Source organism: Lactobacillus sp. WILCCON 0149 (assembly GCF_057197965.1).
The window spans coordinates 2,242,563-2,268,622 of record NZ_JBUBHO010000001.1 but is presented as its reverse complement, the minus strand read 5'-3'; the positions used below and the strand labels follow the sequence as shown (position 1 = coordinate 2,268,622).

Sequence of the window (26,060 nt, the reverse complement as noted above, 5' to 3'; positions counted from 1 at the left end):
TTAGATTGAAAAAGGTTAAAAATAATGAGTGAAGAAGAACAAACTATGCAGTCCGTCATGGGCTTGATCGTCAACGCCGGCAATGCCCGGGCTTTTGCCAAGGAAGCCATTGACGCGGCTCACGAAGGTGATTTTGAAAAGGCACACGGCAAGCTTAAGGAAGCCAACAACGCCTTGGTAGATGCTCACAACTCGCAAACTGCCATGCTGACCAAGGAAGCCAGCGGTGAACATATCCAGCTGACCTTGCTGGTTGTGCACTCGCAAGACCACTTGATGACCGCGATTACTTACATCGACCTGGCAAATGAACTGGTTTCCGTCTACGAAAAGATGGCAGAAAAGAAGTAAATCCAGCTGGCGACAAGAACTGAAAACATGTGGCTCATAGTTGAAAGATGTCGTCCAAGCTGACCTGGTTAGGCCAGTCATTTAACAAACAAGGTGATCAAAGAATGAATTTAGCAGCAATCGACATTGGCGGCAGCACAATCAAGTTCGCGACCTGGGAAGACGGCCGCTTGCAAAAAGTGCACGCTCTGCCAACCCCGGACAATCTGGAAGACTTCTACAGCCTTTTGGGCGGAGAAGTGGCCAAGATCAAGGCGGAAAGCGCCGTGACCGGGGTAGCCATCTCCTCACCAGGTGCCGTGAACAAGCAAAGCGGGGTCATTGAAGGGGCCAGCGCTCTGCCTTACATCCATAATTTCCAGATCGTGCCGAAATTGGAAGAAATCTTCGGCCTGCCAGTAAGCATCGAAAATGACGCCAACTGCGCGGCTCTGGCTGAACTGGCTGACGGTGCCGGCAAAAACAATTCCTCCCTGGCCTTTATGGTCATCGGTACCGGCGTCGGCGGGGCCATCATCTTCAATCGGCAGATCTGGCATGGAGCCCACCTTTACGGGGGCGAGTTCGGCTACCAGACCACGGCTGAAGCCGGTATGACCTTGAGCCAGGCCGCTTCCCCGGTCCAAATGGCTGAACGTTACAGTGAGGCCAGCGGCCATGAAGCTTCCGGCAAGGAAGTCTACGACCTGGCCAAGGCCGGCGATCCTCTGGCTCTTAAGGAAAGAACCCGGTCGATCAAGGCTTTGGCAGCTGCTATTTTCAACCTGCAGCACGGCTTTGACCCGGAAAAGATCATCATCGGCGGGGCGATTTCCAACAACCCTGACCTGCTGGGCCTTTTGAATGAAGAAATTGAACGAATCCGCCAAGAGGTGGGCATTGCCACCGTCAAGCCGGACCTGGCCGTGTGTGAATACCGCGGTGAAGCCAACTTGCGCGGCTGCGTATATGATTTTGAACAAGAACATGGAGAAGAATAATGCTGAAGTTTCCAGATGATTTTGCCTGGGGGGCTGCCTGCTCAGGCCCGCAGACTGAAGGCCGCTTTAACAAGCGTCACCGTAACGTTTTTGACTATTGGTACGACACTGACCCGCAAGCTTTTTACAATGGGGTCGGGCCGGACACGGCGTCCAACTTTTACAATGACTACAAGAAGGACCTGCCTTTGATGAAGGAAGCCGGCATCAAGCACCTGCGGACTTCAATCCAGTGGTCCCGCTTGATCGCTGACTTTGAGACGGGCGAAGTTGACCCGGACGGGGCCAAGTTCTACAGCGACCTGATCGACTGCATGCTGGAAAACGGCATTGAACCTTACATGAACCTCTGCCACTTCGACATGCCTTATGAACTGCAAAAGAAGTACGGCGGCTGGGAAGACAAGCACGTCGGCGACTTGTTCGCCAAGTTTGCTGACAAGTGCTTCGAGCTCTACGGCGACCGGGTCAAGCACTGGTTCACCTTCAACGAGCCTAAGGTTATCGTTGACGGGGCTTACCTGTACAAGTTCCACTACCCGCTCAAAGTTGACGGCCCGCTGGCTGTCCAGGTAACTTACAACATCAACCTGGCTTCCGCCAAGGCTATTCAAAAGTTCCACACCCGCTTCAATGACGACGAGCACACGGTTGGGATCATCTTGAACCTGACCCCAGCTTACCCAAGATCAAACGAGCCAGCTGACCTGGAAGCAGCGGAATTTGCCAACCTTTGGTGCGTTGACCTTTGGCTTGAGGCCGCCATCAAGGGGACCTTCCCGGAAAAAATCGTCAAGATCCTGGCTGATGATGGCGTTCTCTGGGATGCTACTCAAGAAGAACTGGACTTGATCAAGGAAAGCACGATCGACCTGCTGGGCGTCAACTACTACCAGCCAATGCGGGTTCAAGCACCAGCCATCTCTCCAAAGAGCCTGCAAGACTGGATGCCGGACATCCACTTCGACAACTACGAGATGCCAGGCCGGATCATGAACGTCGACAAGGGCTGGGAAATCTACCCGAAGGCCCTCTACGACATCTCCGTCAACCTGCGTGAAAACTATGATAACTTCCCGTGGTTTGTTTCAGAAAACGGCATGGGTGTTTCCAGAGAAGAACGCTTCCTGGACGACAAGGGTGAAGTCCAAGACGACTACCGGATCAACTTTATCCGCGACCACTTGAAGTGGCTCCACAAGGGGATCAGCGAAGGCAGCAACTGCAAGGGCTACTTCCTCTGGACTGCCATTGACAACTGGTCCTGGATGAACGCCTACCGGAACCGCTACGGCTTGATCCGCGACGACATCCACACCCAAAAGAAGACTTTGAAGAAGTCCGCTTACTGGTACCGGAAGCTGAGCGATACTAACGAACTCGACGCTGATTAAGAAAGCGGTCGACAAGCCTTGCCGGAAAGGTTTACAATGGAAGCTGTAAAGAAAAAACATGTTTTTTAAGGAGAAGCAAAACAAATGGCAGAACCATTATTTTTGGAACCAGTTTTTCATGAAAAAATTTGGGGCGGCACTGGCTTAAAAGACGAATTTGGCTACCAGATTCCCAGTGACCACACCGGTGAAGCTTGGGCAATTTCCGCCCACCCGCACGGCCCGGCGACCATCAAGAACGGCCCTTACAAGGGGATGAAGCTGAATGAGCTTTGGGACCAGCACCGGGAACTTTTTGGCAATGCCAAAGGGGATGTCTTCCCGCTTCTGACCAAGATTTTGGATGCCAACCAAGACCTGTCCGTGCAAGTGCACCCGGACAATGAATACGCCAGAATCCACGAAGGGGAATTGGGCAAGACTGAATCCTGGTACGTGATCAAGGCCAAGCCAGGCGCTAAGCTCTACTACGGCCACAATGCCCAGACCCGGGAAGAATTCGCCGAAATGGTGAAAAACGGGGAATGGAAGAAGCTCTTGCGGACCGTTCCGGTGCACGAAGGTGACTTCTTCTACGTGCCGCATGGCATGGTGCACGCTGTCGGCAGCGGCATCATGGTTTTGGAAACCCAGCAGTCCAGCGACACCACCTACCGGATGTACGACTTTGACCGGGTGGACAAGAAGACCGGCAAGCTGCGGGAACTTCACCTGCAGCAGTCAATCGACACGGTGCAAGTGCCGTTTGAGATGCCAAAGCTCAACCATGAAGAATGGGATGTTGGCGACGTTCACGTGACCCAGTTCGTTATGGCGGAATACTTCGGCGTCTTCAAGCTGGATGTTCACGGCAAGGGCGACTTTGAGATCAAGGACGGCAAGTACCGCTTGCTGTCAGTTTTGGACGGAGCTTGCGACTTGACGGTCGACGGGCAGACTTACCCGCTGAAAAAAGGTGATCATCTGATTTTGCCAACGACGATTTCCTGTTATACTTTAGATGGTCAAGCAACGATTATCGCTTCCAAACCAGGCGATGAAGCTTAAAAGACAAAATCGAAAGTTAACAGAAGCATAGGTGAGAACATGACAGATACTTTTGTAGGCAGCATTGAAGCCGGCGGCACCAAGTTCATCTTAGGCGTGCAAAACGTGGAAACTGGGGAAACGACGGCAACCAAGCGGGTGCCAACCACGACTCCGGCGGAAACTTTGGCAGCCTGCCGGGACTTCTTCAAGGAGAACCCAGTCAAGGCCATCGGGATCGGCTCTTTTGGCCCGATCGACATCGACCCGAAGTCAGAGACTTTTGGCTACATTTCCAAGACCCCAAAGCCAGGCTGGTCAAATACTGAATTGAAGGGCTACTTTGAAAAGGAACTGGGCGTACCAGCCGTTTTGACGACTGACGTCAACGCTTCCTGCTACGGGGAATACATTGCCCGCGGCCGGGATGATGAAAAGACCTACCTTTACATCACCATCGGTACTGGCGTTGGGGCTGGTGCCATCCAGCAAGGCCACTTCATCGGCTACACCAACCACTCAGAAATGGGCCACATGCGCATTCCTAAGCGGGCGGACGACAAGTATGAAGGCGGTTGTCCTTTCCACCACGACGCCTGTGGGGAAGGCCTGACGGCTGGTCCGACCATCAAGGGCAGAACCGGGATTCCTGGTGAAGACCTGGACCGCAGCCACCCAGTCTTTGACTTGATTTCCTACTACGTGGCGGAGATGCTCTACAACATCTACCTGACCATCCGGCCAGACGTCATGGTTGTCGGCGGGTCAGTTTTGAACGAAGGCGACATGCCAACGGTCAGAAAGTACTTCGCGGAAATGAACAACGACTACGTTGCCTTGCCGGACTTGGACGAACTGATCGTGCGGCCAATCGTTGCCAACAACGGTTCAGCTACCCTGGGCTGCTTTGAAATGGCCAAGGACCTGCTTAAGTAAAAAGCGGAAAAACAAGATAATAGCACTAAAAAACCAGCTCAAGCGAAAGCTTGGGCTGGTTTTGTTATGGATTGATTTTTATTTCAGTTCCCCATTTTCCAGGGTCAAGGTCCGGTCATAGACTAGGCCGGGGATGTCATCGTGGCTGGCAACGACGACGGACTTGCCTTCAGTTTTCAGCCGCTCAAGCAGGTCGACAAACTGCTTGACCCCTTTCTTGTCGATGCCCCGGGTTGGTTCGTCCAAAAGAATGATGTTTTGGTCTTCCATGATAGCCTGGATGATGCCGACTTTCTGCCGCATGCCAATAGAGTATTTGCCAACGGCTTGCCGGCTGTCTGGGTCCAGGTCAAAGTCGGTGAGCAGCTTTTTGACCTTGTCTTCCTGGAACTTGTGGTGGACATTGGCCAAGAAACGCAGGTTGGCCCAGGCGGTTTCATATTCCAAAAAGCCCGGGTTTTCGATCAAGGCCCCGATCACGTCGCCGGAGTCCAGGCTGACCGTGCCGCTGTCGGCCTTAAGCAGACCAGTGATGATCTTGAATAAAGTTGACTTGCCGGATCCGTTGACCCCGACGATGTGGATCAATTCGCCCGGCTTGACAGTTAAAGAAACGTCTTTTAGGACGTCGACGTCTTTGAATTTTTTGCTGACATGAGTAACCTGTAACATTTTTCCTCCAAAAGCAAAAATCAGAAGTAGATATAGTGAGTGGCCCGGTATAAGGGGTCAAAGATAATACTGTACTTGGACAAAAGGGTGGACTGCTCCAGATTGTAGTGATAGAGCATGATCACGGCAATGGCGATGATGAAGATCAGCCAGGGGTGGCTGACTCTTAAGCTCAAAATCATGAAAAGGACACACAGGGTAAAGCAGAGCAGGTGCAAGAAGAGGAGCAGACTGCCCAAGGCCGGACTGCCCCATCTGAAGTAGTGGCGAACGCCCAGCAGGTAGGGGATGGCCAAGCCAACCGTCATGACCAGGATGTCCAGCAAAATCAGCTGGAGCAGCTTCTTTACCAGTCCAGTTTCAGCCTGGCGGATGCCAAGAAAGACAGCGATGGGGCGGACTTTAAGGATCTGGCTGAAAATGATCAAGAGGACAAAGGTCTGCAGATATAGGGAAAGCAGGTTGTTGTATAAGAAGAAGTAGACAATATCTCTTTCCTTTATAGCGTGCAGTGTATAGATGCTGGCAGCAGCAGACAGGATGAAGATCAAGGCCAGGCTAAGTTCGCGGAAGCGTTTAGTTTGTGGCAGAAGCTCGAGGTCAATATCAGCCATTTTGCACCTTCTTCAGATACCAGAATCTGATTAGGCCGGCAGCTATCAGCAGGCAAGTGGCCAGGGTCAAGAAGTAAAGACCATAGACATTGACGGGCTGGTGAGCATTTACGAATGATAACAGGCCTGGAGACATGATATTTGGCAGGAAAAACATATCTGACAAGATCAACAAAGGCCATCCCATAGCAACAAAAACCGTTGGCAACAAGATGCATAGTAGCATGATGATTGATCCACTTATCAGATACAGGCTGTTTTTCTTGATCCAAAGGCCCACTGCGAGGATAAGCAGAGAGAAGCTGCCCCAGCCGATGGCAGACATTGAGACATACAGAATTAAAGCTAGCAAGCTGTTCTGTGAAAGAGAAACGCTGGATTTGTCCCAAAGGTAAAAACTAGGATTTTGGTAGACAAAAGGACTGTAAAAGAGACTGATGATGATCATCTGATAGACGTTGATCAGAATAGCCAGACCAAAGCCAGTGACAAAGGCTCTTAGGCAGGCAGTTTTAAGATAGCCGTGATAGCCCGACCGCTGCTGGTAGTTTGAAAACGAATTGTTGTTTTTGGTAAAGACGGCGAGCGTTGATCCTATTACAGGTATCAGTGAAAATCCAAATAGGTATAAATAAAAGGGATCGTCTAATACGCCGCCAAACTGAATACCGAAAAACATATACAGAAAATTATCAGGATCAAAACGGACAATCTTATTTTGATTGATTTGGTAAAAAAGCTGGCCAGTTATCAATAACAGATAAAGACAAACCAGAGAGATAGCGATTTTTCTTGAACGACTCAATTTTTTGATTCCTTCCAAAAATAAAAGGGAGGCTGAGCGCCTCCCGTGCATTACTTGTAATCGGAACTAAAGTGCAACTTTACTCTGGTCGTACTTAGCTCATAACTTTGAGAACGAACGTCTGCGTAATAGTAATAGTTCTTTTTCCCGGAGTTGTTGCCTGCCCGTGTCGTTTGATTTAATTTCAATGGCACAGTGTTAGATCTAGTCGCGGCGTTGCTGTTGATCAAATGAACTTTATAACCAAAGGTAGCTGGCAAGGCATCTCCATTAAATGATGCATAATTAGAATTGGTCATTTTCTTGTTGGGACTGCCATAAGAGCTCCAGCGGCCATGGTCACTGACAGTTTCTTCACTGATAGTCCAGTAAGGCTTTCCAGAGGCTGAAACAACAGTAACGCCTAATGCAAAAATGGTGGTTAAAGGAACTAAAATTTTTACTAAAAGCTTATTCATTTCGAATATCCTTCCCTTTCATACAATTTGATGTTTTTTATGATAGCAATGTGAAAACGGTGTGTCAATAGAAATTTGACTTTTTCTTGACGATTTTGAAAAAAATGCAAAAAGACCAACCCAAGATGTCTTGAGTTGGTCTTTTAAAGAGTGTTATTTCAGTTCCCCGTTTTCCAGGGTCAAGGTCCGGTCATAGACTAGGCCGGGGATGTCATCGTGGCTGGCAACGACGACGGACTTGCCTTCAGTTTTCAGCCGCTCAAGCAGGTCGACAAACTGCTTGACCCCTTTTTTGTCGATGCCCCGGGTTGGTTCGTCCAAAAGAATGATGTTTTGGTCTTCCATGATGGCCTGGATGATGCCAACTTTCTGCCGCATGCCAATAGAGTATTTGCCAACGGCTTGCCGGCTGTCTGGGTCCAGGTCAAAGTCGGTGAGCAGCTTTCTGACCTTGTCTTCCTGGAACTTATGGTGGACATTGGCCAAGAAACGCAGATTGGCCCAGGCGGTTTCATATTCCAGAAAGCCCGGGTTTTCGATCAAGGCCCCGATCACATCGCCGGAGTCCAGACTGACCGTGCCGCTGTCGGCCTTAAGCAGTCCAGTGATGATCTTGAATAAAGTTGACTTGCCAGACCCGTTGACCCCAACGATGTGGATCAATTCGCCCGGCTTGACAGTTAAAGAAACATCTTTGAGAACGTCGGCGTCTTTAAATTTCTTGCTGACATGAGTAACCTGTAACATTTTTCCTCCAAAAGCAAAAATCAGAAGTAGATATAGTGAGTGGCCCGGTATAAGGGGTCAAAGATAATACTGTACTTGGACAAAAGGGTGGACTGCTCCAGATTGTAGTGATAGAGCATGATCACGGCAATGGCGATGATGAAGATCAGCCAGGGGTGGCTGACTCTTAAGCTCAAAATCATGAAAAGGACACACAGGGTAAAGCAGAGCAGGTGCAAGAAGAGGAGCAGACTGCCCAAGGCCGGACTGCCCCATCTGAAGTAGTGGCGAACGCCCAGCAGGTAGGGGATGGCCAAGCCAACCGTCATGACCAGGATGTCCAGCAAAATCAGCTGGAGCAGCTTCTTTACCAGTCCAGTTTCAGCCTGGCGGATGCCAAGAAAGACAGCGATGGGGCGGACTTTAAGGATCTGGCTGAAAATGATCAAGAGGACAAAGGTCTGCAGATATAGGGAAAGCAGGTTGTTGTATAAGAAGAAGTAGACAATATCTCTTTCCTTTATAGCGTGCAGTGTATAGATGCTGGCAGCAGCAGACAGGATGAAGATCAAGGCCAGGCTAAGTTCGCGGAAGCGTTTAGTTTGTGGCAGAAGCTCGAGGTCAATATCAGCCATTTTGCACCTTCTTCAGATACCAAAATCTGATTAGACCGGCAACTATCAGCAGGCAGGTGGCCAGGGTCAGGAAGTAAAGACCGTAGACATTGACAGGTTGGTGAGCATTCACGAATGATAACAGGCCTGGAGACATGATATTTGGCAGGAAGAACATATCTGACAAGATCAACAAAGGACCACTGTTGGCAGTTATAAGTGTAGGAGTTAAGATACAGATCAACATAATAATAGTACCGCTTACCAGATACAGGCTGTTTTTCTTGATCCAAAGGCCAACTGCAAGGATAAGTAAGGAAAAACTGCCCCAGCCGATGGCAGACATGAAAACGTATAAAACCAGTGCTACCAAGCTGTTCTGTGAAAGAGAAACGCCACCGGAATTGTCCCAAAGGAAAAAACTGGGATTTTGGTAGACAAAAGGACTGTAAAAGAGGCTGATAATAATCATCTGATAGATATTGATCAGAATAGCCAAACCAAAGCCAGTGCCAAAGGCTCTTAGGCAGGCAGTTTTAAGATAGCCGTGATAGCCCGACCGCTGCTGGTAATTTGAAAACGAATTATTGTTTTTGGTAAAGACGGCGAGCGCTGATCCTATTACAGGTATCAATGAAAATTCAAGTAGGTATAGAGAGAAGGCATCGTCTAACACGCCGCCAAACTGAATACCGAAAAACATATAAAGAAAATGATCGGGATCAAAACGTAACATCTTGTTTTGACCGATTTCATAAAAGATCTGCCAGGTTACCAATATTAGATAAAGGCAAACCAGAGAGATGGCGATTTTCCTTGAACGACTCAATTTATTACTCCTTCAAAAACAAAAGAGGGGCTGAACACCCCTCTTACATTATTTGTAGTCCGCGCTGAAGTGCAGCTTTACTCTGGTCGTATTTGGCTCATACTTTTTAGAGCGAACATCGGCGTAATAGTGGTAGCCCTTTTTCCCTGAATTATCATGAGCTCTAGTAGTATGATTCAGTTCCAATGGAACTGTACCAGATCTTGTGGCTGCCTTGTTATTGATCAAGTGGACGTAATAGCCAAAGCTTGCGGGTTGCGCATCACCGTTGAATGACGCGTAATTGGAGTTAGTCATCTTCTTGTTGGAACTACCGTAGGAGCTCCAACGACCATGATCGCTAACGGTTTCTGAACTGATTGTCCAGTATGCTTTGCCTGAGGCAGAAACAACAGTAACGCCCAATACAAAGACAGTGGCTAAAGGAACTAAGACTTTGAGTAAAAGCTTACTCAATCAAAACATCTTCTTTCTTAAAAAATAATTCTTTCCTAAAACCAACTCAATGGTAGCACGGTTGAATATTTTGTCAACCTTTATTGCATTTTTTATGGCGACTTTGAATTTTTAGCGAATAAAAAGACCAACCCAAGATGTCTTGAGTTGGTCATACTTTATTCTTGATAATGTTCCGACGTAACGATATACACGAATGAGCTATTTTCCTGACTGGCCAGCCAGCGCATTCTGATCTTGAATTCCAGGCCGCCGCTTTCATAACTGGCCGAAATTGCCCGGTCCTTCCCCTGGCAGCGGTCCATCTGCTCTAACAGGAATTTATCCACGGCCGGCAGCTTAGCAAGAGTCTCAGCCGAAACAGCTTGCCCGTTCTCTGCTATTGCCAGCAAACGTTTCAAGGCGTGGTTGAAGTAAAGGTAGCTTATGTTATCCCCGTCTTTTTCAATGATGGCCATCGGCACGTCGATATTTTCACCCAGGCTGGAATTCTGTTCTGCCAGGCTGTGGGTCGGGTTGGACAAAACGTTGACCCGGTCGATCTGGCTGTAGTAGTCGCTTAAGCTGATATCTTCAAGCTGGTCGCCAGCTTTGCCCAGGAACTGCCGCAATTCCTCCGGCTCCATGGAAGCCGCGAAGAGATAGCCCTGTTGGTACTGGCAGCCGATCTCCTTGAGGAAATCTGACTGGCTCCGGTTCTCGATCCCCTCGCATAAAGTCTCGATCCCCAGCCGTTTGGCCATGTCGACGATTTCTGAAATGATGATCTTGCTCTGGGAGTTTGCGGTAAAGTTTTCCAAAAAGCCCATGTCGATCTTCAGCAGGTCAAAGTCAAAGTCCTTCAAGTTGTTCATGCTGGAGTAGCCGCTGCCAAAGTCGTCCATCCAAATCTCATAGCCCAAATCATGCAGCTGGGCGATGATCTCCTTCAGCTGGTCCGGGGCACTGGCAATGACTGATTCCAAAACTTCAATCTTCAGATACTTGCTTGGAACCTGGTACTGGGTCCTGATTTTCTCGATTTCCGCGACAATATCACAGGAGTTGAAGTCAACTGGTGAGATGTTGACGGAAATCACCGGGATCGGCAGGCCCATCCGCTGGCAGCTCTGCTGCAGTTGGCAGACCTGGCGGAAAATCTCCAGATCCAGCAGGTGGATTTGCCGGGTCTCTTCCAGAATTCCAATGAACTGGTCGGGCGGAATTGCCCCCCGCTGACGGTCATTCCACCGGGCCAGGGCCTCAAAGCTGCGGATCTGCCCGGTCAAGCTGCGGATGACTGGCTGGAAGAAGGGCTTGATGTCGCCATTTTCCAAGGCCTGCTTGAAGTTGATCAAGACGAAGTCCCGGCTGTCGTAAACTGCCTGAACTTCCGGCCCATAAACGCAGTAGACCCGCTGGCGGTCGGACCCGATCAGGCGCATGGCCCGCCGGGCCCGGTCGACCGTGGCGATGACGTCCTCTTTGCCATCTTTGGTCTGGTAGATCCCGGCCTTGATCCCAATCGAATCAATTGCCGTTACCTTTTTGGAGATGTCCCGGATCTTTTGCTTGGCCTCAGTCAAGGGCGTGCAAGTTAAAAGGACGAAGTTGTCTTCCGTGTAGCGGACTAAGATGTCATCTTCCTGGTCAAAAAAGTCCCGCAAAACCCGGGAGACAGTCCGGAGCAGGTCGTCGCCGCCTTGGTAGCCAAAGCGGTCGTTGTAGCTGTGCATGCCGGAAATGTTGAACAGGATAACCAGGGGATGCTGGTCTTTTTTTGCCAGCTTCTTAAGGAAGTTTCCCGCGAAATTATGGAAGTAGTTGGCATTTGGCAGGCCGGTGATTTCGTCGGTAAAGAAGTTGGCTGCCCGGTCCCCGGTCTTCATGGCCTGCTTCTCAGCGTACATCTTGCTGTCAGCCTGTTTCAAGAGGTCAGCCAGGGGAGTTTTTTCTTTAGGCAGGTGGATGTAGCCGGTAGCTACTTGCGGGGCGGATTGCAGCTTGTCGACCTGACTGTAGTAGCTGATCCTTTCTCTGGTCAGCTGCACCAGCTTGTCAGCCTGCTTGTCGTCAGTGACCGTAATGACTGCCAAAAATTCGTCGCCCCCGTAACGGCAGACAATCCCATCATTGCCTGTCTGCAGGACGTCGTCCAGGGCCTGGCCGATGGCCCGGATGGCATGGTCGCCTTCCACGTGCCCGTAGACGTCGTTGACTGATTTAAGTCCGTTCATGTCAATCATGAAGAGGTAGTACTGGTCACTTGTACCCTGCTTCCAGATATCGTCGATGTATTCCCTGAGGTTTTCTCGGTTTCTCAAGCCCGTCAGACTGTCGATAGTTGCTTCCTTAATAGAGGAGTTCAGCTGGTAAAGGAAGTTGAAGGTGAAATAAAAAGTTACCGCGTAAGAGTAAAGGGGCAGGGCCGTGGACAGCATGACTTCGATGAAGCCGAAGACCGTCATCAGAACTGGATAGAAGGTCAAGACCAGGTAGTAGTGGCCCAGGCCGTTTTTCCGGTTGATTATGGCATTATAAGCCGTAATCACAAAGACGAAGGCAGAATAACTGATCGGCAGGAAAAGGAAAAGGCCTGAGAAAAATGGCGTAAAAGCATTGATATTATTGGTAGAGAACATCAGCTGGGGCGCGAAAATAGCGCAGATCAAGTCCACGGCTGAGATCGCGATCGGCAGGGCCAGGACGAACCGGCTTTGCCTTTTGTCAGTGGTCAAGGGCAGCTCAATCTTGTAAGCCACGAACATCAAAGTGGTATAGCTGAGGATGTTCAGAGTGATCGACAAACAAAGACTGGTAAAATTGACCAGAAATTGGTTGCTGGGCAGGATATGGTTCATCAACAGGGTCCGGGTTCCGTCTAAAAAGAGGTAAGCGGCCTGGAGGCCCAAACTGATATTGAACCAGTGATGCTGGCGGTTGTGCCGTTTGATTTGCAACGATGAGCGAAGCAGTAATGAGATTATAATGACACAGAAATATTCCGAGACCGCGTAGGCAAATGCTCGAGTAATTTGCATGGCATGCTCCCTATAAAATATGATATGTTCCTTAATTAACGCGTGGTGCTAGTTGAAGAAGTTGAGTCCATATCTCTGTAGGATGTAGCTGATATTGTAAGTTAGTACGATTATCTCGACGGTTTGTTGGAAACCGTCTGTACTTCTTGCAAGAATATTTTCAATTCCGTAGTACTTTAGTACAGAGAACACACTCTCGATCGTTCGGCGAATTGCCATTAGCTCTCTTTTGTTATGCTGCTTAGCACCTTTCATATTTTTCCGGTAAGGTGTCCACAGTATATAGCCGTTTATCTTGAGAGTATCGTGCAGCTGCTTGCCTATATAGCCTTCATCGCCTAAAATAAAGTGCCCTTCGGGATGGGTAGTGAGAATCAGCTCTTCTGCTTCTTTTGCATCGTGTATTGATGCTTGTGTGATTACATAGCCAAGAACATAACCGTCTTGAGCTACGGCAAAGTGGCCTTTAAAGCCGTAATAGTAAAACTGTTTGGTTGAGTTATAGCCAATGTTGGCAATTCCTTCAAACACTTTAGCTCTGCGGTTTCTGATTGGCTGACACAAAGGCATGGGTAGACTGTCAATGATCATGTACTGATCAGACAGATCGACTCTTGAGTTTAGTTCGTTGACGATCTGAACAGTGATGCCAAGAAGCGCTCTAGCTCTGCGATTGAAACGAGATCTGGAGAGCCCACAAAGTCCCCAACAGCGAGCAAATCTGCGCTGAGAAGATATACCTTCCTCAGCTTGCCAGACAAGTAATGCAATAATTTCGTAGTCTGGAACCTTTACCAGACTGGCATTGCGACGGTGAGTTAACCGAGATGGAGCGTACTTGTAATAAAGTTTCTTGCAGATTTTCGACAAAGTTCGAAATTCCACTTGCAAACGGTGACTATAACGTTTAATCTGTAGTTGGTTCAACATTGTAAGGACTCCTTTCTTTTTTCCAACTAGAGTCTACAATGTTGGACCTTTTTTGTTAAGAAATTGAAACTATATTTCAACTAGCACCACGCGTGTTCCTTAATTAATATAATAACTCATTTGCCTTAACAAAAGGGACTGGAGGGTTCAAAACAATTGATTAAAAAATTAGATGTTAGCGCTTTTAATTCACGCGCGAATATGTTATATTTTTAACTTGGAATGGATAGTCTTAATTCTTCATAATATAAGTATTATCCACAGTTAATCAGGATGTTTTGAATACAGGACAAGGAAAATGGGAGAAATTGAAGAGGCGCTTAAGCGGCAGCTGGCGGGCCGGGTTTGGTCTGCCGGCTTGCGCCGCCAGCTGGAAAGCAAGGATATTTGTTTAAGCGATTTGCTGCTGGACAAGCAAAGACTGAACGTAATCAAGTCAGCTGACGTCCCTTTAATCCGCCAGGCCCTGGACGAATTGCAACAGAATTTCCGCGAGGCAGTCAAGCAGGTTCTGCAAACTGAAATAGAAGCTGCTTCTGACGCGGACCGGCTGGCCTGGCTGCTCCTGCAGCTTTTTGCCAAGAAAAGGAAAAGAGTCCGGGACCTGACGGTTGACCAGCTGGCTCTCCTGCAGACTGAGGAAGCTGAGAAATACGTCTTTTTTCATGGGCCGCGGATCTATTTCCGCAACAACGCCTGCTTTTCGACTAATATTTTCCCGGCAGACCTGGTCCACATCAGTGAACTTGCCGGCCTAAAAAAGCAGCCAGCAGCTTTTTCCTGCCTGCTGCAGGGCGAAGAAGTGGACGGAGAAGAACTCAGAAGCTGGTTTGACCTTTTTGGCCCCCTGTATGAAGAAAAGTACTTCGGCAAACACTACGGCCCGGGCGTGGAACTGGCGGGATTTCAAATCTCTAGCGGGAGAAAAGATCCCCGGATCTATTATGTCCTGCGCTACCTGCTCAAGGATAAAGAGCCAGAGTCAAAAGCAAAAAGTCTGGCTGCAATTCCTTTAAAGACGATTCTAAGGCGGAATTTAATCTGCCATGAGGCCTTCAAATGATGACGGTCTACAGCCGGGAGTACTACCGGGCAGGATTAGCCGAAGGAAAAATCAAGGCCAAGAAGCTGGACAGCTACCGGCTGGGGCCGGACTTTGTTATGGCTTATGACCTGGGCCCGGCCGCCCCTTACCGGACCTTGCTGGTCGACCGGAAGCAGGGGGAGATCGTCTTAAAAGCCACGACCAAGACCCTGCTGGCTCACTTCGTCAACGAAGACCTGCCTGGCGGCTATCCTTTGCAGGAAAAGCTCTACCAGCTCCTGGAGATCCGGGAGCAGCACGTGATTTCAGCGGGGCACGGGGCGCTTTTTTCTCCGGAATCCTTTCACGCCGGCTTGGTCGATCTAATCGCCCTGCAGCGGATGCGGGGGATGGAAGCCTGCCAAGGCGGGATGCTCATGACCGATTTGGCCGGGGTCAACTGCTATTTCTTTCAGCTGAAGCGCGGCTATGCCAACGCCAGCCGGCAAGTGGAAGAAGCAGTTGAGCACAATGCCCTCTACTGCAGCCTTTTTCATGGTCTGGCTGGTCAAGTAGGCTGCCCGGTCTGCCGGCAAGGTGACTGGAACCTGCTCTACGGACCCAGCTACCAGCAGGCGGTTGAGGCAGACTTGGCCGGCAAGCTTCCGTCTTTAAGGCAGCTTTTGGCTGAGATCCGGGCAGAAGAAAGGCAGGCTTTTAAAAAGGTCCTGCTGGATGAACTCGGCCTGCCTGTTTTGCCAGACGATTTAGACTATGCCTTAAAGCAGGCAGAGAAAAAGTTCTTGTTCAGAATATAACGAAAAGCCCCCGCACTCGCGGGGGCTTTGCTTCCTTATAATAATTCAGACTAACTGCCGGCGGAGTTTCTCCAGGGCCTGCTTCTTGATCCGGCTGGCCGTCCGGTAGGGGATGTTCATCAAGTCGGCCGTTTCCTTAAGGCTGCGTCCAGCCAGGAGGTTCTGGCCTAAAAGCAGCTTTTCGCTAGTCGACAGCTTCTTCCAGGCTTCCTTAAGAAGCAGATTGTGCTGGTCGGCCTGGCCAACAAAGGCGGCGGCCAGCAGCGGTTCATCGTGGTCTCTTTGCCGCTTTCTCTGCCGGAGCAGGTCAAGGACCCGCCAGTAGACCTTGCGGAAGGCCAATTTGTCTGCTTCTTCCCGCGGCTGGTCAGCCATTTCCCGCAGGCATTGGGCGTAGACGATCAAGCCTTCTTGAAAAAGGTCCTCGTAATCGGCACACTTCCGGTAGACATGGGCCGTTTTCAAGGCTCCGGCAACTAATTTCCGGTTTTCCCAGGCTTGGTCCATTGCTTGATTGATTTGCATGTTCATTTTTTCGCACTCCTTAATTATTTTCTTGCTTGGCGCCTTGCAAGTATTAGCTTAAGGGCTTTGCCAAAGGAGTGCTGACCGGGAGCGAGGGGGCAAAAAGCCCGTTTTTCCGCTCTTTATACTTTGAAGGAAATGTAAGAACGGCTGTTTAAGGGCAAGTTTAGGGGTTGAATCCAGGTAAAAAATAAAACTTTTCCTAGGAGAAAAGCAAGAAAGTCGTCATAGATCATTCATACTTCCCCCGTATCATTTGAGCCATAGATCAAGAGATCTTGATCTATGATTCCATACCTTTTTTTATTCTTTCCAAGACAAGCAATTACGTGGCCTCCGGGCCGCATCTATATCTATTTTTTTACGCGAAAAAGCGCTGGACGTCGCGGTCCAGCGCTTTTTTCTTTTGTGTTCAGTATTCTTCTCTTCTCAAGAATTTAGCTTAATTAGAAAGTCAGCTTCAAGAAGTACTTGACGAACAGGGCAGCCAAAACGGCACCGGCAAATGGCGCGGTACCTGGCACGATCAAGCCGTATTGCCAGTCGTTGTTGGCCTTGTTCTTGATTGGCAGGATTTGGTAAGCCAGACGTGGCCCCAAGTCCCGGGCTTGGTTCATGGCGAAGCCAGTAGTACCGCCCAGGCCCATACCGATCGCCCAAACCAGCAGACCAACCAGAAGTGGAGTCCAGCCGAGCTTTTCAAACTTGGCAACGATAGCCAGGATACCGCTCAAGAAGATGGTAGTGGCGATCATTTCGACCATCCAGTTCCGTGGCAGGTTGCGCAGGTTAGGGTTGGTGGAGAAGATGTTCCGGGTGGCCACGCCGTCGATGGTGTCTTCGGAAGCCTTGAAGTGGTCAGCGTACATGAAGTAAGCCAGAAGAGCCCCGGCAAAGGCACCGGCGAATTCAGCCAGAGTGTAAGGGATGAAGCTGGACCATGGGATCAGACCCAGGATAGCCTGGCAGAGAGCCATGGCTGGGTTCATGCAGACGCCGCCGAAGATGAAGAGGCAGGCAGTGATCCCGAATGACCAGGTAGTAATGGCGAAAATGTGGCCTGAGCCGTGGTACTTGGTCTTGTTCAAAACGTCATCGCAGTGCACGCCAACACCGAAAAGAATCATGAGCCCGGTAGACAGGAACTCATTTAACAAGTTGTGCATCAAAATTCTGTTCTCCTTGCAGTAGATAATTTTTAAGGTACATAACAGCTAATAATTATATACCTATAGCCGGCAAAAAGATATAGGGAATCGTGATTTTTTGAACATGAATGCGCTTTTTTAGCTAGATTTAACAAACTTTCTAGGGAAAAGTAAGTGAATTGTTCACAAAACCGGGCCAGCTGCTGAAAAACAAAAGTGCCTGGTCTTTTTGCCGATGGAAATTTCACTGAAGGGAAGAATTAGCATCATAGTTTGTTCAAATTTACTGTGTACTATAAGAATCGTAGACGAGCTGAAAGAACTTGTCTATAACTCATATTTCTTATATTTTTCTTTCCCTGATATACACAACATACATATACACTACCTAAGAAGCAGCTAGCCATAAGCAGCTGCTTTTTTGGTGTCCAGGGATATTTTTTGTTTTCATAAGTCCAAAATGGCTGTTATGGCTTTTTCGTAATATATATGCGTAAAGCTTTTGAAAAAGGACATTAAAAGATGTTAAAAAGGCTTGCACATGAAAATGAAAATGATTATCCTAGAATTAGTGAAAGTTGTACCAGTTAGTAGTGGACTGGGTCAAGAGTGTATAATCCAGGCCATTTTTTGGAAATGAAAGGGAAAGAAAGAGAGATGCAAGAAGACAATAATAAACGCAAGCTTGAATACCAAGCTTTTTTGCCCTACGCCGCCCTGCTTTTGCTAGCGGCGTATTTCTGTTACCGGCAGATGCGGACGGGGAACGTCATCATCGGGTCGGATACGATTTTCCACTATAACCGCTTCTATGAAGCGGCTGAGCAGATCAAGCACGGCAACTTCAACTGGTTCATGACCATGTATGGTTTCAGCCACTCAGGCCGGGTGATCAACGCATTGTACGGGCCGCTTTTTGCTTATGCCAATGGCTTGCTCTTATTGCTTGTTAAAAGCTGGTACCGGTATCAGCTGGTCAGCTCCTTTATCGTCTACGCGGTTGGGGGGACCAGCATGTACTGGGCCCTGCGCCGCTTTGACAGCCGGCGGTCAGTTGCCACGCTTTTGGCCGCGTTTTACATGACGATCGGCTGGCTGCCCCGCTGGCAGGAAGGGACCAACTTCTCCGGCATTGGGGCGGCGATGATGCCTTACGCCATCTTGGTGGCCGCGGACATGATTCTGGACAAGGAAAAGCCAATTCACTGGGTCAAGCTGGGCCTTTTGATGGCTATCGCCTTGGAAGTGCACCTGCTGACGGCCGTGATGTACGTGGCCCTCTTGCTTCCAGCCTGGCTTTATGCCATGGTCCAAAACAAGTGGTCCCGCCAGCTTTGGCTGGAGACTTTTAAAGCGGTCGGCCTGGCCGTCTTGCTGTCTTTGAACACCCTGGCCCCGCTTCTCTGGATATCCAAGACCAATAAGCTGGCCGCCCCGTCGACGATGGACATGATGGATCAGTCCTTGCATCTCAGACACATTTATATCAGACACAATCCTTTAAACATCGTCAATTACAGTATGCGGGGCAGCCTGCCTTACTGGCTGGCCTACATCTTTATTGGCCAGCTGGTCTATGCCCTTTGGCGGCGGAAGGAAAACCGGCTCAACTGCTGGGTCAGCCTCTATGGCTGCTTCTGGCTGCTGGTCTCCTCCCGGATGCTGCCTTGGGGCCATATTTCCAACCGCTTGCCGGTCCTGGCCCGCTTCCTCCAGTTCCCGTCCCGCTTTATCTGCCTGGCTTATCCTTTGATTTTGCTGGGGATAGGGATGTCGGCGGAAATCATGCTGAAGAAGTCCAAGCACTTCGCCTGGCTGATCTACGGGCTGGCTGGCCTGTCTCTGGTCATCAGCGTGAACAGCCTGGTCTACTACATGAATGTTGATGCTTGGAATGGCTATTTGACCAATGTCGGTCACAATGCCATCACCAATTTTGGCCATGAAGTCACTGATCCGGGCAGGCACAAGATCAAGAAGACCAAGAAGGGCTTGATCGCTTTGACTCCCGCCCGCAAAGAGGCCATGCGGCAGGCTAACGCGGCCACGCACTCTAAAGACCTGCATAAGTTTTTGACCTTGACCAAAAAGCCAATCGCCGACTACCTGCCAGTTTACAAATTTGACCCTAAGCCGGTCATTACCGGCTGGTCAGATGCTTATAAGAACAAGCAATATTGGCAAGAGCAGACCGACAAGGCGGCCAGTTCCTACAATAAGACGGTTTTGAATCACAAGGTCAGAAAGCCGCTCAAGATCAAGGCCGTCAAGGGCGGAAAAATCAAGCTGACCTGGAAGAGCAAGGGCAAAAATAAGCGGCTGCCAGTCGTGACTTATGCCCAGTCCAAGCTGACGGTCAACGGCAAAGTTTTGCATAAGTATGAAAGAAGCCGGATCGGCGCTCCCTTGGTGGCCAGCCAAAAGGGCAAGAACGTGGCCTACCTGGAATTCGTGACTCCTTTCTGGATGAAGCTGCTTTTAGCAATTTCCCTGCTTTCCTGGCCTGGCTTTATTTGTGCCGGCTTAGGGGTTAAACTTAAGAGTAAGCAAGCAGAAAGGGAAGAAAAGAAGTAAAAACATGAAAAAGATTTCAATTATCGTGCCTTGCTACAACGAAGAAGCGGCTTTGCCCCTTTTTTATCCTGTAGCTCATGAGGTGCTGGAAAAACTGCCCGACGACTACGAGCTGATTTTTGTCAATGACGGGTCCAAGGACAAGACTTTGGACATCCTGCGCGACCTGGCCGCTAAGGATCCCCATGTCTTTTACATTTCATTTTCAAGAAACTTCGGCAAAGAATCCGCCATGTACGCGGGCTTTGTCAACGCCAGCGGGGACTACGTGGCTGTGATGGACGCCGACTTGCAGGATCCGCCGGCCCTTTTGCCGGAAATGATCAAGATTCTGGACTCCGGTGAATACGACAGCGTGGCCACCAGACGGGAGGACCGGAAGGGTGAGCCGCCGATCAGAAGCTGGTTTGCCCGCAAGTTCTACCAGATCATCAACAAGATCTCTGACGCTGATGTGGTCGACGGGGCCCGGGACTTCCGCTTGATGAAGCGGGATATGGTTGACGCGATCGTGGAAATGAGTGAGTACAACCGTTTCTCCAAGGGGATTTTTGGCTGGGTCGGCTTCAAGACCTACTGGCTCCCTTATGAAAACGTGGAAAGAGTGGCCGGGGAAAGCAAGTGGAACTTCTGGAAGCTGTTCAAGTACGCCATTGACGGGATTATCAACTTTTCTCTGGTGCCGCTGAACCTGTCTTCCTGGATGGGCTTCCTCATGACCGGGGTGTCCTTTATCATGCTGATCGTAATTGTTCTGCGCAAGTTGATCAAGGGCGACCCGGTAGCCGGCTGGGCCTCCTTGATCTGCGTGGTGATCTTTATCGGGGGTCTGGTCATGCTCAGCCTCGGCGTGATGGGTCAGTACCTGGCCAAGATTTACATGGAAAGCAAGCACCGGCCCCACTACATTTCCAGTGAATCAAATATTAAAGATGTTAAAAAGATCGACTAAGGTCGGTCTTTTATTTTTGCCTGTTTTTTAAAGTTATAATTCCATAGCAATTATTCTTTGGGATAAAAAGACCTTTCAGTGTTATTGTTATAACTTTTGTGTCATAATTAGTAACACTGAAAATAAGGAGCAGTTAATGAGCAGCAAGTACAAAATGCGCCGTGGGGATTACATCTTTTTAACGACCGTCTTTATCGGCTTGATTCTGGTGCTTTCTTCCATGGGAAAGTGGAGCTACCAGCAATTTAAGAGTACAGAGGAAAACCGGGCCCTGCAGACAGCTGAACTGGTGGGCAGGTCTTTTTCTCCAGCTCTGGAACAGGCTGAAGACTTTAGCCGGGAATTAGCACAGACGACTATTGATGACAATGGTCAGGTGACCAATTTTGCCAAAAGAAGCCGGGAAATATTGGCAACAGGTTATGTACAGGGCAGCTATCTGGTTACCGTGCAGGGAAACTGGCAGGCCAACCCCGGGCTGACGAATGAACTTAAGCAGGCTTATCAGCAGTTCAGCCGCGGACATTGCCGGGCATATGCCGTGAGCAAGAAGAAAACCATCATGCAAGGACCTGTCACCCTCAAGGGCGGAGAAAGCGGGATGATTTTTTACCGGCCGGTTTTCGTCAAAGGACAGCTGTGGGGCTTCGCGGTCGTAGCGGTCAATGCCAAGCAGCTGCTAAAGGCCAGTTTAGGCAATTTGAAGCATGGGGACTACAACTACCGCCTCTTGAGAAGTCCGGTTGACAGCAAGAAGTACAGTCTGATGTCCAGATCAAAGGCGGCTGTCGTCAGTCCAGTGGCATACAGCTTCAAGCCCAGCAGTTCAAGTGGCAGCTGGAAGATCTACGTTTCACCAAAAGGCGGTTGGACTTATGAGCAAAGAAGCAGCCGGGTGATGGTCTTATTCAGTTTGCTGGCGCTTGGGATCTTTTGCCTGGCGGTAGCCTTGGTCAGGCACCAGGCCCGCACGAGGCTGTTAAAAGAAGAAGCGACCGTTGACCCCTTGACCCAGATCAACAACCGCCTGGGCTTCAATGAGCAGCTGAAGCGCTGTTTAAAGGGGCAGGAAGGTGGCAAGTTTACCCTGGTCATGGTCGATGTTGACGACTTCAAGCTTTTCAACGACTTATACGGCCACCAGATCGGGGATGAAGTCTTGAAGCAGGTGGCCAGAGGGCTGCAAGAGGCTGTGGGAAGCCGCGGCGTGGTGGGCCGGACTGGCGGGGACGAATTCATGCTGGCCTTGCTGGGGCTGGACGCGGATGACTGCCAGACGGTGATCCAGCGGATTCTGACGGCCGACCATCAGATCACTTATTTTGGCCACAAAGTCAAGTACAGCTTGTCGATCGGCTACGCGGACAGCCCGCGGCAGGGGAAGAAGCTGGAAGGCTTGATCAGCCGGGCTGACGAAGCTCTCTATGAGGTCAAATTGAGCGGCAAGAGCGGGGCCCAGTACTATTCCGGGGAAACCAGCAAGCCCCTTAGATCCCAGCTGGGCTTCACCCTGCATGACATCGCGGCCAATATTCCTACTGCTCTGATGATCTACAAGCCGGAAAACGGCCATATTCTTTTCGTCAATCAAGGAACCCTGCGCCTTTTAGGCTATGACAATCTGTGGGACTTTTTTGGCCGGGTGAACACCCAAGCCGGACATGTCGTGGCTCCGCGGGACATGGATTTGGTCGAGGTTTGGCTGAAGAAATTTACGGCTGAAGCTGAGATTGGCGATATCCATAAGCTGAACTATCACGTCATCAGTCAGAGCGGGCAGGAAATTGCTGTCAAGTCCAACTTCAGCATGGTCGACAATCCCCATTACGGGAAGCTGGTCTACCAAACGCTGACAACGGCTTGAGGAGAGTAGGAGAAAACGATGCAAACAATGGTTGGCCGTGTCTCTCAAAAGGGACAAGTTGTTATTCCGGCTTCAATTCGAAAGGAATTGAACTTGACCAAAGGTAGTGAAGTCACCTTTGAGGTTCAAGATGATAAAATCATGATTAAAAAGCTGCCAAGTGCTTTAGATTGGGCCGATTTGATCGATCAAATTCCAGAAGAAGGCGTTGACTTTGACGAAAATGGCCATTATGATCCTAAGAAGTCACCAGAGTTTCATGACTGGATGGTTAATGGCTAATGCGTCCAATGAAAGTGTAAATCTGTTTGAATTTATTCAGAAAAATCAGAAGAAATAGTCAAAAGGACATCCCGGCGGATGTCCTTTTTTCGTGCTCTTTTACTTTTCTTCCTGGCCGGTAAACTGGGCGAAGTATTTGTCCAGGTAGACCTTGTAGCTGACGGTCATGATGACGTTGCGGAGCATGGTCTTGTATTCCCCGTGCTCGTGGCCGATGTCGGCCAGTTCGTCTTTAAAACCGAAGACGTAGGCCAGGACGTTTTCCAGCTCATCAACCATGTAGTTGTAGGCCGTCTCGGTGTCGTAGCTGGACCGCTGCAGCTTTAAGGCTTCGCGCAGGTCAGCCAGGGAGAGGACGTTTTTAGAAATGGCAATGAAAGTCAGCTCGGCAATCTGCTGGCGGCTGTAGAGCTTCTTTTTAGGCGAGGCAATCAAGTCGTGCTTGACATAGTTGCTGACCATGGAACTGGTCAGGTGGACGTTTTCCAAGGGGGCCAGGGCCTCATTGATATAGGTCGCGGTCTGCTCCAGGTACAGGCCCATCTGGGGCAAGTCTTGGTAGCGGGGCAGGTGCAGGCCGGCCAGGGAACGGGCAATTTTTTCCATAAAAACCTCCTGTCAGCTGATACAAAAGATACAGGCAAAATGAAATTCAATCATCCACATTATAGCAAATCGGCTTAGCGGTTTTCAAAAAACTTGACATAGGGACTTTCCTGCTATAGACTTAAGCAAAAGTTTTTAAGAAACCGATGACGAGGATTATAAAATATGACGATTAAGATAGTGACTGATTCCGGGGCCAACATGACGGCGGGGAATTTGGGCGGCTGCCAGTTGGAAGTAGCGGCCTTGAGCTTGATTCAAGGGGACAAGACCTGGGCGGACGACGCCAGCTTTGACCAGGTGGAATTCAATGAAAGGGCTAAAAGCGGGATCGCGGCTTCTTCAGCCTGTCCTAGTATCGCTGCCTGGCTGGATGCTTACGCCGGGGGCAGTGAAATCTATGTTTTGACCATCTCTTCAGTCTTGTCCGGCAGCTACAATTCTGCTGTCCAGGCGGCAAAGATCTACCAAGAAGAGCATCCAAACGTCTTGATTCACGTTTTTGACAGCAAAAGCGCGGGTCCGGCCCAGTTTTTGGCGGCAGAAAAGATCGCGGAACTGAAAGAAAAAGGGATGCAGTTTCCTAACCTGGTAGAGACCGTGAGCGACTACCTGGAAAACCATATCCGCCTCTTTTTCGCCTTAAAGTCGATGACCAACTTAGCCAATAACGGCCGGGTCAGTCCGGCAGTAGCCAAGATTGCCGGCCTTTTGAAAATATGGATCTACGGCTGGGCAGAGGAAGGCGAAATCAAGCCTTTGGGCAAGGCCAGAGGGGAGAAGAAGACCCTGGCTGCCCTGCTGAAAACTTTGGAAGAGAAAGGCTATACGGGCGGCCGGGTCAAGATTGACCACGCTGACAACTTCGACAGCGCGGCTGAGCTCCACGACCAGATCAGAAAAAAGCATCCAGAGGCCAAGGTTGACCTGGGCAACTGCCATGCTCTATGCAGCTTCTACGCTGAAGAGGGCGGGCTGATGATTGGGATTGAAATTTAGCAAGTAAAAACTCAGCACCGGTCCGGGTGCTGATATGACCCCCGAAATTAGGACACTAATTTCGGGGGTTATTTTCATGACTAAATACACTAAAGAAATCAAACTCGCTATTTACCACGAATGGGTAGACGATCATAGAAGAGGCACCTACCTCAGCCGAAAATATGGGATGGAGCGCGGAGGAATCCAATATTTGGTAGACTTGATCCAAAAGCATGGCGAAGACATTTTGGATCGCCCACAACAGAAATATACTGCTGATTTCAAGCTTGCTGCCATTGATAGAGTTCTGCTAGGTGGTGAAGCTCTTAGGCAGGTTTCCTTAGACTTAGGGCTTACAAATACAGGAATTCTTGCAAATTGGCTTCGCTCTTTCAAAGAAAACGGGTATACTGTCATTACCAAGAAGAAAGGTAGACCACCCAAGAATGCCCAAAAGCAAGGACAAACAACGGATCAAAGAGCTGGAAGAGCAGGTAAAGAGGCTTACAGTCGAGCTTGCATACATAAAAAAATTGGAGGCCTTAATTCAAGAACGGAAGAGCCAAGAAAAGAAGAATTAGCTCGTGCAATCACTGAATTAAGGCAAGAATTGCGGCTTAGCGTTAAGTACATTATCGACGTTATCAATGCCAACCCTGGATTGCCTCATATCTCAAGAAGTAACTACTACTACCAAATCCATAAGCCTGATAAGGATTCTGGTAACCAGAAGCTGATGGATAGAATCAAAGAGATCTTTCTTGAACACAGCCGACGCTATGGGTACCGGCGAATTTACGGACAGCTTCGCCGGGAAGGCTATGAGATCAACCATAAGAAGGTGCAGAGGCTCATGCAAAAGATGGGCTTATTCGCCATCGCAATCCGCAAGAAACGTAAATACAGCAGCTATTACGGCGTTCAAGGCAAGATCAAGCCAGACTTAATCAAGCGCAATTTTTACGCAATTATTCCGGACAGACATTGGTTTACCGACGTGACTGAATTCCATCTTAAAGATCAAAAGCTCTACCTTTCTCCAATTATCGATGGTTGTACCCAAGAAATCATCTCCTACAACATTTCTAGGCACCCAGACCTTAAGCAAGTGATGACTATGCTAGATGACGCATTTGAGAAGCACCCGGCTCTTAACGGGCTTATTTTCCACTCAGACCGTGGCTGGCAATATCAGCACCAAGCATATCAAGCGGCTCTGGCTAACAGAGGGATCGATCAGAGCATGTCCAGGTTGGGTAATTCTCTTGATGACGGCTTAATGGAGGGCTTCTTCGGCATTCTTAAGCGGGAGATGTTCTACGGCCAAGAACATAAATACAAGGACTTAAATGAGCTTGAACAAGCTATTCACAAATACATCGATTACTACAACAACGTAAGAATCAAGACAGGACGAAAAAACATGACCCCGATTGAATATCGGAATCATGTTTTAACAACCTTAACGGCGTAAT

General features: G+C 49.3%; 26 protein-coding genes. 13 read left to right on the top strand and 13 right to left on the bottom strand.

Going from position 1 to position 26,060, the window contains the following annotated elements; genetic code table 11:
• The first annotated feature begins 24 nt into the window (after positions 1-24).
• The 5 genes from ACYVUV_RS10600 (at position 25) to ACYVUV_RS10580 (ending at position 4,687) form a co-directional block, all read left to right on the top strand.
• Positions 25-351, top strand: a complete 327-nt coding sequence (locus ACYVUV_RS10600) for a PTS lactose/cellobiose transporter subunit IIA (RefSeq protein WP_439776289.1) — start codon at positions 25-27, stop codon at positions 349-351.
• Positions 352-455: 104 nt separating this feature from the next.
• Positions 456-1,331, top strand: a complete 876-nt coding sequence (locus tag ACYVUV_RS10595; RefSeq protein WP_484499335.1) for an ROK family protein — start codon at positions 456-458, stop codon at positions 1,329-1,331.
• Complete coding sequence (locus ACYVUV_RS10590) at positions 1,331-2,725, top strand: glycoside hydrolase family 1 protein (RefSeq protein ID WP_484499334.1); 1,395 nt, start codon at positions 1,331-1,333, stop codon at positions 2,723-2,725. The genes ACYVUV_RS10595 and ACYVUV_RS10590 overlap by 1 nt, the downstream gene beginning before the upstream one ends.
• A gap of 84 nt (positions 2,726-2,809) precedes the next feature.
• Positions 2,810-3,772 (top strand): mannose-6-phosphate isomerase, class I, encoded by a 963-nt coding sequence (manA, locus tag ACYVUV_RS10585; RefSeq protein WP_484499333.1) that lies wholly within the window; start codon positions 2,810-2,812, stop codon positions 3,770-3,772.
• A gap of 39 nt (positions 3,773-3,811) precedes the next feature.
• Positions 3,812-4,687, top strand: a complete 876-nt coding sequence (locus ACYVUV_RS10580; RefSeq protein ID WP_484499332.1) for an ROK family protein — start codon at positions 3,812-3,814, stop codon at positions 4,685-4,687.
• A gap of 78 nt (positions 4,688-4,765) precedes the next feature.
• On the opposite strand, the gene ACYVUV_RS10575 is transcribed toward ACYVUV_RS10580, so the two are convergent.
• The 10 genes from ACYVUV_RS10575 to ACYVUV_RS10530 all read right to left on the bottom strand — a co-directional run bounded on the left by ACYVUV_RS10575 (position 4,766) and on the right by ACYVUV_RS10530 (position 13,808).
• Entirely contained in the window at positions 4,766-5,359 is a 594-nt protein-coding gene (locus ACYVUV_RS10575; RefSeq protein ID WP_484499331.1) for an ABC transporter ATP-binding protein, read from the bottom strand.
• Positions 5,360-5,379: 20 nt separating this feature from the next.
• Positions 5,380-5,973 carry a hypothetical protein gene (locus ACYVUV_RS10570; protein WP_484499327.1) on the bottom strand — a complete coding sequence of 198 codons (594 nt, stop codon included), beginning with the start codon at positions 5,971-5,973 and terminating at the stop codon, positions 5,380-5,382.
• Positions 5,966-6,652 (bottom strand): hypothetical protein, encoded by a 687-nt coding sequence (locus tag ACYVUV_RS10565; protein ID WP_484499330.1) that lies wholly within the window; start codon positions 6,650-6,652, stop codon positions 5,966-5,968. The genes ACYVUV_RS10570 and ACYVUV_RS10565 overlap by 8 nt, the downstream gene beginning before the upstream one ends.
• A gap of 176 nt (positions 6,653-6,828) precedes the next feature.
• On the bottom strand, positions 6,829-7,236 hold the full coding sequence (locus ACYVUV_RS10560; protein ID WP_484499329.1) for a choline-binding protein: 408 nt from the start codon (positions 7,234-7,236) through the stop codon (positions 6,829-6,831).
• A gap of 153 nt (positions 7,237-7,389) precedes the next feature.
• Positions 7,390-7,983, bottom strand: a complete 594-nt coding sequence (locus tag ACYVUV_RS10555; protein WP_484499328.1) for an ABC transporter ATP-binding protein — start codon at positions 7,981-7,983, stop codon at positions 7,390-7,392.
• A gap of 20 nt (positions 7,984-8,003) precedes the next feature.
• Positions 8,004-8,597, bottom strand: a complete 594-nt coding sequence (locus tag ACYVUV_RS10550; RefSeq protein WP_484499327.1) for a hypothetical protein — start codon at positions 8,595-8,597, stop codon at positions 8,004-8,006.
• On the bottom strand, positions 8,590-9,405 hold the full coding sequence (locus ACYVUV_RS10545) for a hypothetical protein (protein WP_484499326.1): 816 nt from the start codon (positions 9,403-9,405) through the stop codon (positions 8,590-8,592). Before ACYVUV_RS10545 ends, ACYVUV_RS10550 begins: the two co-directional genes overlap by 8 nt.
• Before the next feature lie 48 nt (positions 9,406-9,453).
• On the bottom strand, positions 9,454-9,861 hold the full coding sequence (locus ACYVUV_RS10540) for a choline-binding protein (RefSeq protein WP_484499325.1): 408 nt from the start codon (positions 9,859-9,861) through the stop codon (positions 9,454-9,456).
• A gap of 158 nt (positions 9,862-10,019) precedes the next feature.
• Entirely contained in the window at positions 10,020-12,881 is a 2,862-nt protein-coding gene (locus ACYVUV_RS10535) for a bifunctional diguanylate cyclase/phosphodiesterase (protein WP_484499324.1), read from the bottom strand.
• A gap of 48 nt (positions 12,882-12,929) precedes the next feature.
• Positions 12,930-13,808, bottom strand: coding sequence for an IS982 family transposase (locus ACYVUV_RS10530; protein ID WP_484499368.1), 879 nt, complete (start codon positions 13,806-13,808; stop codon positions 12,930-12,932).
• A gap of 301 nt (positions 13,809-14,109) precedes the next feature.
• Here ACYVUV_RS10530 and ACYVUV_RS10525 point away from each other — a divergent pair, with 301 nt between their 5' ends.
• On the top strand, positions 14,110-14,874 hold the full coding sequence (locus ACYVUV_RS10525) for a hypothetical protein (protein ID WP_439775252.1): 765 nt from the start codon (positions 14,110-14,112) through the stop codon (positions 14,872-14,874).
• The gene (locus tag ACYVUV_RS10520; protein WP_439775251.1) at positions 14,871-15,653 is read left to right on the top strand and encodes a hypothetical protein; all 783 of its coding nucleotides are present in this window, start codon (positions 14,871-14,873) and stop codon (positions 15,651-15,653) included. Before ACYVUV_RS10525 ends, ACYVUV_RS10520 begins: the two co-directional genes overlap by 4 nt.
• Before the next feature lie 45 nt (positions 15,654-15,698).
• On the opposite strand, the gene ACYVUV_RS10515 is transcribed toward ACYVUV_RS10520, so the two are convergent.
• Positions 15,699-16,184 (bottom strand): sigma-70 family RNA polymerase sigma factor, encoded by a 486-nt coding sequence (locus tag ACYVUV_RS10515; protein ID WP_439775250.1) that lies wholly within the window; start codon positions 16,182-16,184, stop codon positions 15,699-15,701.
• 440 nt (positions 16,185-16,624) lie between these two features.
• Positions 16,625-17,347 carry a D/L-lactic acid transporter LarD gene (gene larD, locus ACYVUV_RS10510; RefSeq protein ID WP_439775249.1) on the bottom strand — a complete coding sequence of 241 codons (723 nt, stop codon included), beginning with the start codon at positions 17,345-17,347 and terminating at the stop codon, positions 16,625-16,627.
• A 636-nt stretch (positions 17,348-17,983) separates the two neighbouring features.
• Between larD and ACYVUV_RS10505 the strand changes: the two genes are divergently transcribed.
• The 4 genes from ACYVUV_RS10505 (at position 17,984) to ACYVUV_RS10490 (ending at position 22,998) form a co-directional block, all read left to right on the top strand.
• Positions 17,984-19,900: a hypothetical protein gene (locus tag ACYVUV_RS10505; protein WP_439775248.1), complete on the top strand. Its 1,917-nt coding sequence runs from the start codon at positions 17,984-17,986 to the stop codon at positions 19,898-19,900.
• 4 nt (positions 19,901-19,904) lie between these two features.
• Entirely contained in the window at positions 19,905-20,852 is a 948-nt protein-coding gene (locus ACYVUV_RS10500; RefSeq protein WP_439775247.1) for a glycosyltransferase family 2 protein, read from the top strand.
• A 136-nt stretch (positions 20,853-20,988) separates the two neighbouring features.
• The gene (locus tag ACYVUV_RS10495; RefSeq protein ID WP_484499323.1) at positions 20,989-22,716 is read left to right on the top strand and encodes a sensor domain-containing diguanylate cyclase; all 1,728 of its coding nucleotides are present in this window, start codon (positions 20,989-20,991) and stop codon (positions 22,714-22,716) included.
• 18 nt (positions 22,717-22,734) lie between these two features.
• On the top strand, positions 22,735-22,998 hold the full coding sequence (locus ACYVUV_RS10490; protein WP_439775245.1) for an AbrB/MazE/SpoVT family DNA-binding domain-containing protein: 264 nt from the start codon (positions 22,735-22,737) through the stop codon (positions 22,996-22,998).
• Positions 22,999-23,097: 99 nt separating this feature from the next.
• Here ACYVUV_RS10490 and ACYVUV_RS10485 read toward each other — a convergent pair whose 3' ends face one another.
• Positions 23,098-23,604, bottom strand: a complete 507-nt coding sequence (locus ACYVUV_RS10485) for a DUF1836 domain-containing protein (protein ID WP_439775244.1) — start codon at positions 23,602-23,604, stop codon at positions 23,098-23,100.
• Positions 23,605-23,769: 165 nt separating this feature from the next.
• On the opposite strand from ACYVUV_RS10485, the gene ACYVUV_RS10480 reads away from it, so the two are divergent.
• Complete coding sequence (locus ACYVUV_RS10480; RefSeq protein ID WP_439775243.1) at positions 23,770-24,603, top strand: DegV family protein; 834 nt, start codon at positions 23,770-23,772, stop codon at positions 24,601-24,603.
• Positions 24,604-24,679: 76 nt separating this feature from the next.
• Positions 24,680-26,059: an IS3 family transposase gene (locus ACYVUV_RS10475; RefSeq protein ID WP_484498894.1), complete on the top strand. Its 1,380-nt coding sequence runs from the start codon at positions 24,680-24,682 to the stop codon at positions 26,057-26,059.
• Position 26,060: the final 1 nt, after the last annotated feature.